This is a genomic window from Enterobacter sp. ECC-019 (genome assembly GCF_043974075.1).
Lineage (GTDB): Bacteria > Pseudomonadota > Gammaproteobacteria > Enterobacterales > Enterobacteriaceae > Enterobacter > Enterobacter asburiae_D.
This window is the reverse complement of record NZ_CP143759.1, coordinates 4,494,024-4,508,450: the sequence shown is the minus strand read 5'-3', so window position 1 is coordinate 4,508,450 and position 14,427 is coordinate 4,494,024. Positions and strand designations below refer to the sequence as shown.

Below are 14,427 nucleotides of genomic sequence, written 5' to 3'. Positions count from 1 at the left end.
AAAAGATGATTTGTCCACGTTGTGCCGATGAGCATATTGAAGTGATGGCGACGTCGCCGGTAAAAGGGGTCTGGACCGTTTACCAGTGCCAGCATTGTTTGTATACCTGGCGCAATACTGAACCGCTGCGCCGTACCAGCCGTGAGCATTACCCGGAAGCGTTCCGCATGACGCAGAAGGATATTGATGAGGCGCCGCAGGTGCCAACGATCCCGCCGCTGTTGTAAAAAAAAACGGTGGCGCTGCGCTTACCGGGCGATAATATTGTGCGGTCTTTTGCCCGGTGGCGCTGCGCTTACCGGGCCTACGGTTTGTAGGTCGGGTAAGGCGAAGCCGCCACCCGACAAAACAGACCGCAGAAAACTAAACCAGACTCTTCAACCGATAAATCCACTCCAGCGCCTGACGCGGCGTCAGTGAATCCGGGTCGAGGTTCTCCAGCGCTTCCACCGCTGGCGACGTCTCTTCCGCAGGCACCAGCAGCGACATCTGGGTGCCGTCAATCTGCGTCGCCGCCGCATTCGGTGACAGGCTTTCCAGTTCACGCAGTTTCTGACGCGCGCGCTTGATCACGTCCTTAGGCACACCTGCCAGCGCCGCGACGGCCAGGCCATAGCTCTTGCTCGCCGCGCCATCCTGCACCGTGTGCATAAAGGCAATGGTATCGCCATGCTCCAGCGCATCCAGATGAACGTTCGCAACCCCTTCCATTTTCTCCGGCAGCTGCGTCAGTTCGAAATAGTGGGTGGCGAACAGCGTCATGGCCTTGATTTTATTCGCGAGGCTTTCCGCACAGGCCCAGGCCAGCGACAGGCCATCATAGGTTGACGTTCCGCGTCCGACTTCGTCCATCAGCACCAGGCTGTGCTCCGTCGCGTTATGCAGAATGTTTGCCGTTTCGGTCATTTCGACCATAAAGGTTGAGCGGCCGCTTGCCAGATCGTCCGCAGCTCCGACGCGGGTAAAGATACGGTCGATAGGGCCAATCTCCACGTTTTGCGCCGGGACGTAGCTGCCGATATACGCGAGCAGGGCGATCAGCGCCGTCTGACGCATATAGGTACTCTTACCGCCCATGTTCGGACCGGTAATGATCAACATTCTTCTCTGCGGTGACAGGCTCAGCGGGTTGGCAATGAACGGTTCATTCAGCACCTGCTCTACCACCGGGTGACGGCCCTCTGTGATACGAATGCCGGGCTTGTCAGTAAAGGTCGGGCAGGTATAGTTCAGCGTTTCAGCGCGCTCTGCCAGATTCACCAGTACGTCCAGCTCCGCCAGCGCGCTGGCGCTCAGCTGCAGGTCGGCCAGGTGCGGCATCAGCATGTCGAACAGCTCGTCATAAAGCTGTTTTTCCAGCGCCAGCGCCTTACCTTTCGAGGTGAGGACTTTGTCTTCGTACTCTTTCAGTTCAGGTATGATGTAGCGTTCGGCGTTCTTCAACGTCTGGCGGCGCACGTAGTGAATAGGCGCCAGGTGGCTCTGCCCGCGGCTGATCTGAATATAGTAACCGTGTACCGCGTTATACCCCACTTTCAGGGTGTCGAGCCCAAGACGTTCGCGCTCGCGGATTTCCAGCTTGTCGAGGTAGTCCGTCGCACCGTCGGCCAGCGCGCGCCATTCGTCCAGCTCTTCGTTGTAGCCTGGGGCAATTACGCCGCCATCACGCACCAGAACCGGAGGCGCATCGATAATGGCGCGCTCCAGCAGCTCGCGAAGTTCGGTAAACTCGCCCATGGTTTCGCGGAGTTTCTGTACCGGCGCGCTGTCGACGTCACTCAACTGCGTGCGCAGTTCCGGCAGTTGCTGGAAAGCATGACGCATCCGCGCGAGGTCGCGCGGTCGTGCAGTTCGCAGTGCCAGACGAGCAAGGATACGCTCCAGATCGCCCACCTGGCGCAGGACCGGCTGCAGCTCGGTATAGCGATCCTGCAACGCAGCAATCGTCTGCTGACGGCAAACCAGCGTATCGGTATCGCGGATCGGCATATGCAGCCAGCGTTTCAGCATGCGGCTGCCCATTGGCGTCACCGTACTGTCGAGGACCGACGCGAGCGTATTTTCTACGCCACCCGCCAGGTTCTGCGTGATCTCCAGGTTACGGCGCGTGGCGGCATCCATGATGATGCTGTCCTGCTGGCGCTCCATGGTGATAGAGCGGATATGCGGCAGGGAAGTGCGTTGGGTATCTTTTACGTACTGCAGGAGACACCCTGCCGCACACAGCCCGCGCGGGGCATTTTCAACGCCAAAGCCAATCAGATCGCGGGTGCCAAACTGCAGATTCAGCTGCTGGCGCGCGGTATCAATTTCGAATTCCCACAGCGGGCGACGACGCAACCCGCGACGACCTTCAATCAGCGCCATTTCGGCGAAATCTTCGGCATAGAGCAATTCTGCCGGGTTGGTGCGCTGCAGTTCGGCTGCCATCGTTTCACGGTCAGCCGGTTCACTCAGGCGAAAACGTCCGGAGCTGATATCCAGTGTCGCGTAGCCAAACCCTTTACCGTCCTGCCACAGCGCTGCCAGCAGGTTATCCTGGCGTTCCTGTAACAGGGCTTCATCACTGATGGTGCCAGGCGTGACGATGCGCACGACTTTGCGTTCCACCGGGCCTTTTGAGGTCGCCGGATCGCCGATCTGTTCGCAGATGGCGACGGACTCACCCTGATTCACCAGCTTCGCCAGGTAGTTTTCCACCGCGTGGTGTGGGATACCTGCCATAGGGATGGGTTCGCCTGCTGATGCGCCACGTTTGGTCAGCGAGATGTCGAGCAGCTGCGATGCACGCTTAGCATCGTCATAAAACAGCTCGTAAAAATCACCCATACGGTAAAACAGCAGGATTTCTGGGTGCTGTGCTTTCAGCTTCAGATACTGCTGCATCATCGGCGTATGTGCGTCGAAATTGTCGATTGTGCTCATGGAGTTATGATGTCCATTTCTTTGAAAATAAACCGTTTTGATCGGCTCAGTGGCCGTTTGTTCCTTCTATTGTCGCATGAAAAAAAGGTCCGGCGCAGAAAAATGTCGTGGCTTTACGAGGCGCCTTCCGACATTAATTCGATGACAATTTTTCCATGCTCTACGCCCACTCTGACTCTGGAATGGGTCGTAAACCCTGCCTTTTCAAGCCAGTCACCTTTTAAGCTCAGCGCCGCATGCACGCTGTAGCGCTTCGGTATCTTGGTATTGCGGTCCTCATGGCGCTTTCTAAAATATCCCACTGTTAAATGGCGATAGGGTTTGTCGATCGTGAGTTCTTGCATAGGGTCTCCAGACAACACGGACAAAGGTCATTTCTGATACCTGTATAAAATACCAGTAATTATCGGGCGGTGCAGGGCGAAAACTGGAATCAAGCTTCAGGAAACGAAATGCAACCGCTGAAATCCAGTGTTGTAAGGTGTATTATTAATGCACTTTATTATTCGGTAAGCCGTTATGTCCGGTAAACGTATCTCACGAGAAAAAGAGACCATCGCGAAAATGATCGCGTTGTATGAAAAGCAGTGCCCGCAGGCATCTCAGGAGGAAGGGCATTATCAGGCGCTCAACGCGTATGCCGATAAGCGCCTGGATAAGTGCGTTTTCGGTGAGGACAAGCCTGCCTGCAAACAGTGTCCGGTGCACTGCTACCAGCCTGCCAGACGTGAAGAGATGAAGCAGGTTATGCGCTGGGCAGGCCCGCGTATGTTATGGCGTCATCCCATTCTGACCGTTCGTCATCTGATAGATGACCGTCGTCCCGTACCGGAACTGCCGGAGAAGTACCGTCCGAAAAAGTGATCGGTTCAGCGTTTCAGCGGGCGGCAAATCACGTTCAGGGCCAGCGCGCTGCAGAGTGGGAAAAGAGCCAGCAGCAGCCAGGGATACATTGCCTGCGTTGAGGGCACCAGCGCGCGATCCAGCAGGTTGCCAAACACCAGGTTTCCTGCCAGTACCGCAATGCCTCCGGCGGTGGCGAGTGCGCCGTAGTGCGCGCCAAGCGTTGATTCCTCCGCAAACCGAGGGATCAGATCTTTAGCCGATGGCACCAGCAGCATTTGCCCCAGCGTCAACAGCGTCACAAAACAGACTGAAGGCAGTAAGCGCAGCCAGCCTTCCGGCGGCGTCATCGGGGCAAACATCGCCACGCTCGCAAAGGCGGCTGACAGCAGCAAAAATCCCACCGGCAGAATTCTCACCGCGCCCACGCGTCGGGCGAAGCGCGCCAGCGGCAGCTGTAAGGTGATGATCAGAACTGAGGCCAGCATAAAAAGTGGACCGAGATCTTTCTCGTTACCGCCAGAACGCTGGATCTCTACCGGCAGCGCCAGATAAAGCTGGTTATAACTTAACAGCCATGAACTGTAGGCAATAATAAAGGCGACAAAGCGCGGCTGACGGAACGTTGTCCACCAGGGCTGTATTTTCAGCGTCTGTGAACGGTGGCCAGCAGCAGGCAGGCAAAAGTAGAGCACCACTAACGCAATGATAAAGACGCCTGCCCCCGCTAGCGCCACCTGACGAAAACCCAGGCCGGTGAGCAGGGCGCCAGCAACCGGGCCCAGTACCGCGCCGAGTTCTCCACAGACGGCAAAGAGCGCAAACCACTCCGCCCGGCTTCGTTTGCCTTTTGCCTCGCTGTGAGTGCCCGCTTTTGCCAGCAATGCCTCAATCGAGGGGGAGAACAATGCGCCGCCAACGCCCGTCAGACACGCGCCCAAAATAATCGGCCACAGTGATTCCCCGAAGGCCAGCAGCAGATAGCCTGAAACACGAACAATACAGCCGCTCAGGATAATCACTTTCGCGCCAAACCGGTCCGAGAGCGCACCACCGACGATAAACATACCCTGCTGAGAGAACGTGCGCAGGCCCAGGATCAGCCCGATCAGCCCGCCGGAGAGCAGCATATCGTCGCGCAGGAATATCGCCAGGAAGGGAACGACGGCGTAAAAGCCAATGTTAAAAACAAACTGGCTGCCCAGTAAAACGGGTGGCCAGAGCGTGGCGGCAGGGCGAAGAGGCATCGTTGTTTACTCGCCCCTAAACGATAAAGTGGATGTGCTTTTTACCATGGAACGGCGAGATCTCGATTTTGGTTTTGACCCGGAAGACATCCCAGAGCAACGACTCGGATAAGATGTCCTGCGGTGTCCCCGTCGCCACAATTTGCCCTTTCTGCATCACAATCAGCGAGTCGCAGAACATCGAGGCGTGGTTGAGATCGTGGATAGCGACGATACTGGTGACCGGTAATTCGCTGATCAACTGCATCAGCTGCATCTGATGATGAATGTCCAGGTGGTTAGTCGGTTCGTCCAGCAGGATTTCCGTTGGGGTCTGAGCCAGCGCGCGGGCAATATGCACGCGCTGGCGCTCACCGCCAGAGAGACTCAGCCAGCCCTGGTCGCTTTTATCCAGCATATCCACGCGCTGCAGGGCGGCGGTGACGGTTTCGTCATCGTGGTTGCTCCAGTTGGAAAAAGCGGAGTGGTGCGGAATACGCCCAAGTTTCACCACGTCGCGTACACGCATGTTGGCGTCTGTCATCCCATGCTGTTCCACGAAAGCGACCCGGCGGGCAAGCTGCTTTTTGGCGATGCGGGAGATGTCCTGGCCGTCCAGGGTAACGCAGCCAGCACCCGGGCGACGTAGACCCGCGAGGATCCGTAAAAGAGACGATTTACCGCAGCCGTTAGGGCCAAGGAGACCTACCGTTTCTCCCCGTGACACCTTCAGCGAGACGTCATTAACGATGACTTTTTTACCTACCTTCCAGGTAATATTTTCAGCGCAGATACTCATCACTTATTCCTTGAACGGTAGATAATCACGGCAAAGAAGGGGACGCCAACCAGCGCGGTGACCACGCCGACGGGCAGGCTTTGCGGCGCAATCAGCATGCGAGAGGCAATGTCTGCCAGCACCATCAGGATCGCCCCTGCCAGCGCGCTGGCAATCAGTAGCGTGCGGTGCAGCGGCCCGAACAGGAAACGCATCACGTGCGGCACCACCAGCCCGACAAAGCCGATTGAGCCCGCCATGCTGACAATCGTCGCGGTAATCAGCGCGGTAGTGGTAAAGAGCGTCAGGCGAACCCACGGGACGGCGATGCCCAGCGACGCCGCGGCGTCATCGCCGAACGTAAAAGCATCCAGCGCCCGGGAATAGTAAAGGCAAACGGCTAGCCCAATCAGCACCACCACCAGTGCCAGCTGGAACTCAGGCCAGCGAACGCCGCTGAAACTGCCCAGTAGCCAGAACATCACGTCGCGCGCCTGCTGGGCGCTGGCGGAGGTGCTGATGGTGTAGGCAGTAATGGCGTTGAACAGCTGTGAGGCGGCAACGCCAGCCAGAATGGTACGTTCATTTCCCCCGCGCGCGCCGTTCGTCAGAAACGCGACAAACGCAAAGGCGGCGAATGCCCCAGCAAAAGCACCAGCAGACAACGACACTGCACCGGTACCGATCCCCAGCACCACGACAGAAACCGCCCCCGTAGAGGCGCCGGCAGACACGCCGAGCACGTAAGGCTCAGCCAGCGCGTTCTTCAGCAGGCTCTGCAATACGGCACCGCAGATGGCCAGCCCCGCGCCGCAGCAGGCCGCCACCAGCGCGCGGCTCAGGCGAAAGTCCCAGATCACGCTCTCATAGATGCGGGTGAGCGGAACCTCGGTGAGCCCCATTTTATTGCTGATGGCGTAAAACACGTTATCCAGGGGAATGGATAGCTCGCCGACGCTGACACTCAGCGCGATCGTCAGAAATAACAGTACCAGGGCGAGCAAACCCGAGGTCGTCAGAACCAGGCTCTGCCGGACCTGAAGAACGGCGGTTGTCATCAGTTCAGCCCCAGCTTTCTGAGCTGTTCGCCGACCTGCTCAGCCCCGTAAATCGTGCGGATCGTCGGATTCATCGCCTGGCCGTCCATCACCACGATATGGCCTTTTTTCACCGCGTCCAGCTGGCTGACCGCCGGATCGCTCTTCAGGAATTTGATTTTTTCTTCCGCGTTATCCAGTGCCCAGCGGTTGCGGTCCAGGCTGGACACTACAATGACATCCGGATTTGCGGCAATAATGCTTTCCCAACCCACGGTTGGCCATTCGGTCTCGGACGTAATGGCGTTATGACCGCCCATCAGGCTGGCGATAAACCCGGAGGGGCTATTTTTACCGCCTACGTAGGCGTCCGCAGAGGGGGAGGAGCTGGAGAACCAGAAGACAAACGAGAGGTCTTTTTTGTTCTTGCCGAATTCCTTACGCAGGTCGGCCTCACGTTTTTTGAAGTCGGCAATCACGGCCTGACCGCGATCTTCAACGTTAAAGATTTTGGCGAAATCCTCAATCTCCTGATAGAGATACGTCATATCCCACAGTTTCTGGCGGCTGCCGTACATATCGCCGGTGGCTTTTTTGGTCGCGCACATGCCCGGTGACACGTAGCTGTTCACGCCCAGGGTCTTCAAATCGTCACGTTTTGCGACCTTACTTTCCGGCCCCAGCAGCAGGGGGGACTGCGCGGGGACAAAGTCAGGATTTTGCGCAAGAACGGATTCAAGGGTCGGGATTTCGACCGTCAGGGTTTTGATTTTTGCATTCTGTTCCGCCAGCTGCGGCAGCACTTTTGTCGGCCAGAAGGCGCTGGCCTTCACCTTATCTTCCAGCCCCAGCAGGAGCAAAATTTCGACGGTGTTTTGACCCAGGGCCACGACGCGTTCTGGCGCTTTGGTGAATGTCTCTTTATAGCCACAGTTTTCAATCGTCAGGGGATAGTTGGTTGCCAGAGCAGAACCGACCGACGCAATCGCCAGGCCTAACGCGCAGATGACCTTTTTCATGAAACGCTACCCTTCATTAAAATTATTTTTGATGCAAATGAAACTCATTATTAAGGCGGAATTTTATACAGAGGAAACGATTTTGTGTCAATGAGGGACAATTGCGAAGGGTAACAAAAGGCGGTGTCAGAAAAACACCGCCGGAATAAGGTCTTAAATGAGGCTCTCTTTATCAATCCCGAGACGCTTCATGCGTGACAGCAGGGTGGTGCGTTTTAACCCCAGGCGCTGGGCGGCACCTTTTTGCCCGGCGACCACGCCGTTGGTCTCTTTCAGCACGCGCATAATGAGCTGATATTCATCTTCTCCCTCTTTCGCTGTCTCGGCGGCGGGCACGGTCACGTCAGGAAGCGTAACCTCCGGCAGCGAAAGCTGCAGCACATTGCCGCGCGTCAGCAGCACCGCGCGTTCGATGACGTTTTCCAGCTCGCGCACGTTGCCGGGCCATTCCATCGATGAAAGGGTACGCAACGTCTCGGCAGGAATACTGTCGATGTTTCGCCCCATCCGGCGCGCGATCTTCGCGGTAAAGGCTTTGACCAGCAGGGGGATATCTTCCGGGCGTTCGCGCAGCGGCGGCAGGAAGATCGGGAAGACGTTCAGACGATAGTAAAGGTCGCTGCGAAACTCGCGGTCGGCGACCATTTTTTTCAGGTCGCGGTTGGTAGCGGCGATCAGCCGCACGTCGGTCTGGATAAGCTTGTTGCTGCCAAGGCGCTCAAACTCCTGCTCCTGCAAGACGCGCAGCAGTTTCGGCTGTAGCTCCAGCGGCATATCGCCCACTTCGTCGAGGAACAGCGAGCTTTTGTCCGCCAGCTCAAAACGGCCCAGCCGCTGGCTGCTGGCCCCGGTGAATGCACCGCGCTCGTGGCCGAACAGATCGCTTTCCAGCAGCCCCGCAGGCATCGCGGCGCAGTTCATCTTCACCATCCGTCGGCTGTTGCGGTTGCTCAGGTTGTGGATGGCGCGGGCAATCAGCTCTTTACCCGTACCGGTTTCGCCCAGAATCAGCACCGTGCTGTCGCTTTGCGCCACCATCTCAACCTGCTTGAGTACGTTGAACATGGCGTCGCTGCGCCCGATGATTTCACCAAAATCGCTGTCCACGTTGTTGAGCTGTTCGGTCAGGGCCAGGTTCTCATCCACCAGCCGCTCTTTCAGGCGATGGATCTCCTGATAGGCGAGGGCGTTATCCAGGGCGATGGAAATACGTTCGGCGATCTGGCGCAGCAGCTTCAGGTTGGCGGTGGTGAACACGCCTTCCTCGCACTGCGCCAGCTTCAGCACGCCCAGCATAGTGTTACCGGACATCAGCGGCAGCAGGCACAGGGTCTGAATTTTATTACCCCAGGTGTTGAACAGCATCCGCTCGTACGGCGCGACCGGATCCTGCTCGTTCAGGTTGAGCAGGAGGATCTCTTTGCTTTTGAAGACCCGCTCAGAAAGGGTGCCCGCTTCGTCCACTTCGCTCTGCTCGTGCGCCGGGTTGGCTTCATCGAGATAATGCGTGGAGTAGATGTTCAGCTTGCCCTTGCGATGGCCGCGAAGCGCAATGCTGATAGCGTCGATTTTGAAATAGTGGTGGATCTCTTTCGAGACTTCGCTGACCAGTTCATCCATGTCGAGCCGTGATAGCACGGCGTTGGTGATGGCGACCAGAATGCGGAAGTTGTCGCGCTCGCGGCTCAGCAGGTCGTAATCGACATTATTGGTGACGCGGCTTTGGATCTGCTCCGCGACGACGGCCACAATCTGGGTAAAGGTATGCAGGCGCTCGTATTCCGCCTCGCTCCAGAGCTGGTCGGTGGTGCGGATAAACTCGCATCCGCCAAAAATCTGGCCCTCTGCCGCCAGCGGCAACATGCAGTAATGCCCGAAAGGCTGATAGAGATTGCTCTGTGCCAGCCTTGGCCACGCCTGTCGGAATTCCGCAAAGTTGCAGTGCAGCACTTCAGGCCGGGAGAGTATGCGGCGCACCGGGCCATGCGCCAGATACGTTTCGTCTTCGTATTCAAACGTTTTGCCATTATCACGCGTTGAGTAATAGCTCGCGCGGTGCGTTCCGCTATGCCAGAGCACAATCGCGGCGCTGTCCGCCAGCGCCGATTGCCTGACCAGCCGCGTCAGGGCATCGCTCAGCGAGCCGAGGTCCGGCTGCTGTAAAAGTGTGCGCGTGATATCAAACAGGCCCTGCTGTCCAAGATCGCTCATCGGTGTATACGGCATAGTGCTTTCCAGTAGAAACGAGCAAAAAAATCCAAGCTGACCGCTTTTGGCGCGGTTCTAGCAAATACGGGGTAAGGGTTCCGCGTGCGGCAGATCCAGCGTCCGTTTCACGCCATAAAGCCCGGTCAGGCGCACCCCTTTGCGCTCAACCACTTCACCAATCATCGCAGCCTCTTTTCCTGACGGATGCGCCCGCAGCTGTTCAAGCACGGCTTCCGCGGCCGCGCGTTCAACGCCAATCACCAGTTTGCCTTCGTTTGCGAAGTTAAGCGGGTCAAGGCCCAGCAGTTCGCAAAGCCCGCGAACGGCAGGCTTAACGGGCAGGCTGCGCTCGGTGAGTTCAATCCCGCACCCGCAGCTTGCCGCAAACTCATGAACCACGGCATTCACGCCGCCTCGCGTGGCGTCCCGCAGGGCTTTCACGCCGGGCACGGCACGCAGCGTCTGAATTAGCGGGGTGAGCACCGCGCAGTCGCTGCGCAGTTCCCCGTCCAGCCCCAGACCTTCGCGCAGGTTCAGGATGGTCGCCCCGTGGCAGCCCAGCGTTCCGGTCACGATCAGCACGTCGCCCACGCTAAGCTGCTGCGCGCCCCAGCGAATATCAGCGGGAATCGCTCCCATGCCGGCGGTGTTGATAAACAGCTTGTCGGCCGCGCCGCGCTGCACCACTTTGGTATCGCCGGTGACGATCGCTATCCCCGCCTCGCGCGCGGTCTGCGCCATGCTGTTGACCACTGTCGTGAGCGTCTCCATCGGCAAGCCCTCTTCGAGGATAAACCCGCAGGAGAGGTAGCGCGGAATGGCACCGCTGACCGCCACGTCGTTGGCCGTGCCGCAGACGGCGAGCTTGCCGATATCACCACCGGGAAAGAACAGCGGATCGATCACGTAGCTGTCGGTGGAGAAGGCCAGCCTGTCGCCCTGGGCGGTGAGGGTGGCGAGGTCAATGCGCGCCTGGTCTTCCTGCTCGGCAAGCCAGGGGTTGTTGAATGCTTCCATAAACAGCTGATTAATGAGCTGCTGCATCGCCTGACCACCACTGCCGTGCGCCATTTCAACCGTATTCATGCTTCACTCTCCTGGTTGCGATACTGATACCACGCGGCACACGCCCCTTCGGAGGAGACCATCAGCGCGCCAAACGCCGTTTGCGGGTTACAGGTATTGCCAAATAACGGGCATTGATGAGGTTTGCATTTACCTGTGAGTACGTCGCCGCAGCGGGCCCGGGGATCGTCGCAAACCTGCTGCGGCTGCGGGCGGAAATGCCCTTCGGCGTCGAACGCGCGATAGGCTGACGTCAGGTGCACGCCGGATTCGGCAATCAGCCCCAGTCCACGCCATTCGCTGTCGCCTTCGACGCAAAACACGTCGGCTATCGCCTGCTGCGCCCGTTCATTTCCCGCATCCGGCACCACGCGGCGGTACTGGTTTTCCACTGCACTCAGGGCCGCTATTTTCTGCTCAACCAGCATGGTGACACCTTGCAGTAGATCAAGTGGTTCGAAACCAGCGACCACTAACGGACGATTGTACTGTTCAGCGATAAAACCGTAGGCGTCTGTGCCAATCACCATGCTGACATGCCCCGGTGCCAGAAAGGCGTCTATTCCGTTTCCCGGCTCTTCCAGCAGGCTGCGCAGCGTGGGAATGAGCGTAATGTGCTGGCAGAAAAAGAAAAAGTTCTCGAGCTTACGCGCTTTCGCCTGTTGCAGCGTGATGGCGGTGGCGGGCATGGTGGTTTCAAATCCCAGGCCAAAAAACACCACCTTGCGCGCGGGGTTATTCTCTGCCAGCGTCAGGGCATCCGTCGGCGAATAGACGATCCGGATGTCAGCTCCGCGCGCTTTCGCCTGCAGCAGCGAGCCATTTTTCCCCGGCACGCGCATCGCGTCGCCAAAGGTGCAGAAAATGACGTCGGGCTGGCTGGCGATTTCAATACAGCTGTCGATGCGCCCCATCGGCAGAACGCAGACCGGACAGCCGGGGCCGTGGATAAACTCGATGTTCTCCGGCAGCAGCTGGTCGAGGCCAAATTTGAAGATGGCGTGCGTGTGGCCGCCGCACACCTCCATGATCCGCAGCGGCCTCTCTTTCGCGTAATCCAGCAGCGCTGCGCGCGTTTTCAGATGCTCGATAAGCTGCAGTACCTGCTCCGGCGCGCGGTATTCATCAACGTAACGCATGGCTAACGCTCCTCGCCGTACAGCAGCGCGCCCACGTCAGGCTCCACGTCAAACATGTTTTGCAATGCATCCAGCGTGTCGCGGGCTTCCGTTTCGTTAATCACGCTCATGGCAAACCCCACGTGGACCAGCACCCACTGGCCGAGACGCGAGGCGCCCGTTTCATCGCTGCTGCCCACCAGCGTCAGGTCCACGTCGCGCAGGATGCCGCAGACTTCGACTTTGGCCTGATTACCGTCGATGGTGTGAATTTGTCCGGGGACGCCTATGCACATCGTTCGTTCTCCAGCCACTGTAGCCAGCTGTCCATGCCGTCGCCGCGCGTGGCAGAGACCAGTACGATCTGAATCTCCGGATTCACTTCACGGGCATACGCCAGACACTTATCCACGTCGAAATTCAGATACGGCAGCAGGTCGACTTTATTCAGCAGCATGATGGACGCGGCGGCAAACATATGCGGGTACTTCAGCGGCTTGTCTTCGCCTTCGGTCACCGAAAGCACCGCCACCTTGTGTCGTTCGCCAAGATCGAAGCTCGCCGGGCAGACCAGGTTGCCGACGTTTTCAATAAACAGAATGCCGTTATCCGCCAGCGGCAAACGCGGGGCCGCATCGGCAATCATCTGCGCATCCAGGTGGCAGCCTTTGCCGGTATTAACCTGAATCGCCGGGGTGCCGGTCTCGCGAATGCGCGCCGCGTCGTTAACGGTTTGCTGGTCGCCTTCGATAACGGCGCAGGAGACGCGTCCGTTCAGGCGTTTGAGCGTTTCCGTGAGCAGCGTGGTTTTGCCGGAGCCGGGGCTGGAGACCAGGTTCAGCACCAGCTGTTTGCGGGTGGCAAAGCGCGCGCGGTTGCGGGCGGCGATCTGATTATTTTTGTCCAGCACGTTGATTTCCACTTCCAGCATCTGGCGCTGGCTGATACCCGGTGCGTGGGTCCCCGCCTCCCCGTGGCCGTAGTGCAGATCGCCCGTATCGGAGCGTTGCGGAGCGAAGGTGATACCGGTCAGTGCCGCAGAAGGGCGTGGGGCAGGTGAAAAGGGCGCGGAGCGAAACGCGGAATGGGGACGGTGTTCATCCCCTTCTATATACAGGTTGCCTTCGGCGCAACCGCAGGTGCTACACATACTTTACTCCTTCTCTATTTCGAGGCGTTGGATCTGCATGCCGTCATCCGCCACGATGCGCAGCCCGGTGCTCTGGCACAGCGGACAGCGCTGAACCTTCGATGACAGCAGGGTGACGTACTGCTGGCACTGCTCGCACCAGCACTCCGCCTGCTGCTCTTCAATATGTAGCTCGCAGCCTTCCGCCAGCGTGCCGCGACACACCAGTTCAAAACAGAAGTTCAGGGCGCTGATCTCGACACAGGAAAACGCTCCGACCTTCAGCCAGACGCCGGTGACGCGTTTCGCGTGGTTTTGCACTGCCTGCTGTTCGATAAGTTCCAGAGCCCGCTGGCAGAGGGTGATTTCGTGCATGGCGCCTCCTCAATGAATTGCCCCATTGAATGCAATAACGATGCCAGCTTGATTTTTGTTAAGGCGTGACGATGTCAACGCTGTCGAAATGACACGTCGACACCGCTCCGTTGACAGCAGTTTTGCAATTAAATTCATCTAAAATCATAAGGATAAAAACTGGCATGGAATCTGCTTAACAGCCGCTATCTCCATTAAACGGATACCTTCTATGACTATTTGGGAAATCAGCGAAAAAGCGGATTACATCGCGCAGCGCCATCAGCAGCTGCAGGACCAGTGGCACCTTTACTGCAACTCGCTGGTTCAGGGCATTACCCTCTCGAAAGCGCGTCTTCACCACGCGATGAGCTGTGCGGCACAGGGGGATATGAGCTTTGTCCTGTTCGGCCATTTCACGATCAACGTGACCCTGGCGGATAACTTCAACAGCCACACTATTGAGTACCACCTCGAGACAAAAGACGGCGAAAAACAGTGTATTGCGAAGGCGCAGCTGATGGCCGACGGCATGGTGGACGGTCACGTCAGCAACCGCGATCGCCAGCAGGTGCTGGAGCACTATCTGGAAAAAATCGCGCCGGTCTATAACGGCCTGTACGCCGCCGTTGAACACGATCTTCCGGTCAACCTGAAACAGCTGATGGACGGAAATGCCTCAGCAAACGTGGCCTGACTCCTGTGTGTCGAGAAGTGTCGACAAG

The 14,427-nt window shown here is 57.9% G+C and carries 15 protein-coding genes; 3 read left to right on the top strand and 12 right to left on the bottom strand.

Features of this window, described 5'->3' with window-relative positions; translation table 11 throughout:
• Positions 1-5: 5 nt before the first annotated feature.
• Positions 6-227 carry a non-oxidative hydroxyarylic acid decarboxylases subunit D gene (locus tag V1566_RS21390; protein WP_033146398.1) on the top strand — a complete coding sequence of 74 codons (222 nt, stop codon included), beginning with the start codon at positions 6-8 and terminating at the stop codon, positions 225-227.
• A gap of 136 nt (positions 228-363) precedes the next feature.
• On the opposite strand, the gene mutS is transcribed toward V1566_RS21390, so the two are convergent.
• Positions 364-2,925: a DNA mismatch repair protein MutS gene (gene mutS, locus V1566_RS21385; protein WP_395304568.1), complete on the bottom strand. Its 2,562-nt coding sequence runs from the start codon at positions 2,923-2,925 to the stop codon at positions 364-366.
• A gap of 113 nt (positions 2,926-3,038) precedes the next feature.
• Entirely contained in the window at positions 3,039-3,269 is a 231-nt protein-coding gene (locus V1566_RS21380; protein ID WP_395304567.1) for a SymE family type I addiction module toxin, read from the bottom strand.
• A 175-nt stretch (positions 3,270-3,444) separates the two neighbouring features.
• On the opposite strand from V1566_RS21380, the gene V1566_RS21375 reads away from it, so the two are divergent.
• Entirely contained in the window at positions 3,445-3,789 is a 345-nt protein-coding gene (locus tag V1566_RS21375; RefSeq protein ID WP_024909244.1) for a nitrous oxide-stimulated promoter family protein, read from the top strand.
• Positions 3,790-3,794: 5 nt separating this feature from the next.
• Here V1566_RS21375 and V1566_RS21370 read toward each other — a convergent pair whose 3' ends face one another.
• From V1566_RS21370 to hypA, 10 genes are all read right to left on the bottom strand, one after another.
• Positions 3,795-5,015, bottom strand: a complete 1,221-nt coding sequence (locus tag V1566_RS21370; RefSeq protein WP_395304566.1) for an MDR family MFS transporter — start codon at positions 5,013-5,015, stop codon at positions 3,795-3,797.
• Between the two features lie 16 nt (positions 5,016-5,031).
• Positions 5,032-5,793 (bottom strand): ABC transporter ATP-binding protein, encoded by a 762-nt coding sequence (locus tag V1566_RS21365; RefSeq protein WP_395304565.1) that lies wholly within the window; start codon positions 5,791-5,793, stop codon positions 5,032-5,034.
• Positions 5,793-6,830, bottom strand: coding sequence for a FecCD family ABC transporter permease (locus V1566_RS21360; RefSeq protein WP_395304564.1), 1,038 nt, complete (start codon positions 6,828-6,830; stop codon positions 5,793-5,795). The genes V1566_RS21365 and V1566_RS21360 overlap by 1 nt, the downstream gene beginning before the upstream one ends.
• Positions 6,830-7,828, bottom strand: a complete 999-nt coding sequence (locus V1566_RS21355; protein WP_395304563.1) for an ABC transporter substrate-binding protein — start codon at positions 7,826-7,828, stop codon at positions 6,830-6,832. The genes V1566_RS21360 and V1566_RS21355 overlap by 1 nt, the downstream gene beginning before the upstream one ends.
• 153 nt (positions 7,829-7,981) lie before the next feature.
• Positions 7,982-10,054, bottom strand: a complete 2,073-nt coding sequence (flhA, locus tag V1566_RS21350) for a formate hydrogenlyase transcriptional activator FlhA (protein WP_395304562.1) — start codon at positions 10,052-10,054, stop codon at positions 7,982-7,984.
• A 57-nt stretch (positions 10,055-10,111) separates the two neighbouring features.
• Positions 10,112-11,122: a hydrogenase expression/formation protein HypE gene (hypE, locus tag V1566_RS21345; RefSeq protein ID WP_395304561.1), complete on the bottom strand. Its 1,011-nt coding sequence runs from the start codon at positions 11,120-11,122 to the stop codon at positions 10,112-10,114.
• On the bottom strand, positions 11,119-12,240 hold the full coding sequence (gene hypD / locus V1566_RS21340; protein ID WP_395304560.1) for a hydrogenase formation protein HypD: 1,122 nt from the start codon (positions 12,238-12,240) through the stop codon (positions 11,119-11,121). Before hypD ends, hypE begins: the two co-directional genes overlap by 4 nt.
• Positions 12,241-12,242: 2 nt before the next feature.
• Positions 12,243-12,515: a HypC/HybG/HupF family hydrogenase formation chaperone gene (locus V1566_RS21335; protein ID WP_395304559.1), complete on the bottom strand. Its 273-nt coding sequence runs from the start codon at positions 12,513-12,515 to the stop codon at positions 12,243-12,245.
• Positions 12,506-13,369 (bottom strand): hydrogenase nickel incorporation protein HypB, encoded by an 864-nt coding sequence (gene hypB, locus V1566_RS21330; RefSeq protein ID WP_395304558.1) that lies wholly within the window; start codon positions 13,367-13,369, stop codon positions 12,506-12,508. The genes V1566_RS21335 and hypB overlap by 10 nt, the downstream gene beginning before the upstream one ends.
• A gap of 3 nt (positions 13,370-13,372) precedes the next feature.
• On the bottom strand, positions 13,373-13,723 hold the full coding sequence (gene hypA / locus V1566_RS21325) for a hydrogenase maturation nickel metallochaperone HypA (RefSeq protein ID WP_395304557.1): 351 nt from the start codon (positions 13,721-13,723) through the stop codon (positions 13,373-13,375).
• Between the two features lie 211 nt (positions 13,724-13,934).
• Between hypA and hycA the strand changes: the two genes are divergently transcribed.
• Complete coding sequence (gene hycA / locus V1566_RS21320) at positions 13,935-14,399, top strand: formate hydrogenlyase regulator HycA (protein ID WP_395304556.1); 465 nt, start codon at positions 13,935-13,937, stop codon at positions 14,397-14,399.
• Positions 14,400-14,427 lie beyond the last annotated feature (28 nt).

Coding starts and splice junctions, on each gene's coding strand:
- V1566_RS21375 (WP_024909244.1), top strand. CDS start 3,445: ATGTCCGGTAAACGTATCTCACGAGAAAAAGAGACCATCGCGAAAATG.
- V1566_RS21355 (WP_395304563.1), bottom strand. CDS start 7,828: ATGAAAAAGGTCATCTGCGCGTTAGGCCTGGCGATTGCGTCGGTCGGT.
- hypA (WP_395304557.1), bottom strand. CDS start 13,723: ATGCACGAAATCACCCTCTGCCAGCGGGCTCTGGAACTTATCGAACAG.
- hypE (WP_395304561.1), bottom strand. CDS start 11,122: ATGAATACGGTTGAAATGGCGCACGGCAGTGGTGGTCAGGCGATGCAG.
- V1566_RS21380 (WP_395304567.1), bottom strand. CDS start 3,269: ATGCAAGAACTCACGATCGACAAACCCTATCGCCATTTAACAGTGGGA.
- mutS (WP_395304568.1), bottom strand. CDS start 2,925: ATGAGCACAATCGACAATTTCGACGCACATACGCCGATGATGCAGCAG.
- hypB (WP_395304558.1), bottom strand. CDS start 13,369: ATGTGTAGCACCTGCGGTTGCGCCGAAGGCAACCTGTATATAGAAGGG.
- flhA (WP_395304562.1), bottom strand. CDS start 10,054: ATGCCGTATACACCGATGAGCGATCTTGGACAGCAGGGCCTGTTTGAT.
- V1566_RS21370 (WP_395304566.1), bottom strand. CDS start 5,015: ATGCCTCTTCGCCCTGCCGCCACGCTCTGGCCACCCGTTTTACTGGGC.
- V1566_RS21335 (WP_395304559.1), bottom strand. CDS start 12,515: ATGTGCATAGGCGTCCCCGGACAAATTCACACCATCGACGGTAATCAG.
- hypD (WP_395304560.1), bottom strand. CDS start 12,240: ATGCGTTACGTTGATGAATACCGCGCGCCGGAGCAGGTACTGCAGCTT.
- V1566_RS21360 (WP_395304564.1), bottom strand. CDS start 6,830: ATGACAACCGCCGTTCTTCAGGTCCGGCAGAGCCTGGTTCTGACGACC.
- V1566_RS21390 (WP_033146398.1), top strand. CDS start 6: ATGATTTGTCCACGTTGTGCCGATGAGCATATTGAAGTGATGGCGACG.
- V1566_RS21365 (WP_395304565.1), bottom strand. CDS start 5,793: ATGAGTATCTGCGCTGAAAATATTACCTGGAAGGTAGGTAAAAAAGTC.
- hycA (WP_395304556.1), top strand. CDS start 13,935: ATGACTATTTGGGAAATCAGCGAAAAAGCGGATTACATCGCGCAGCGC.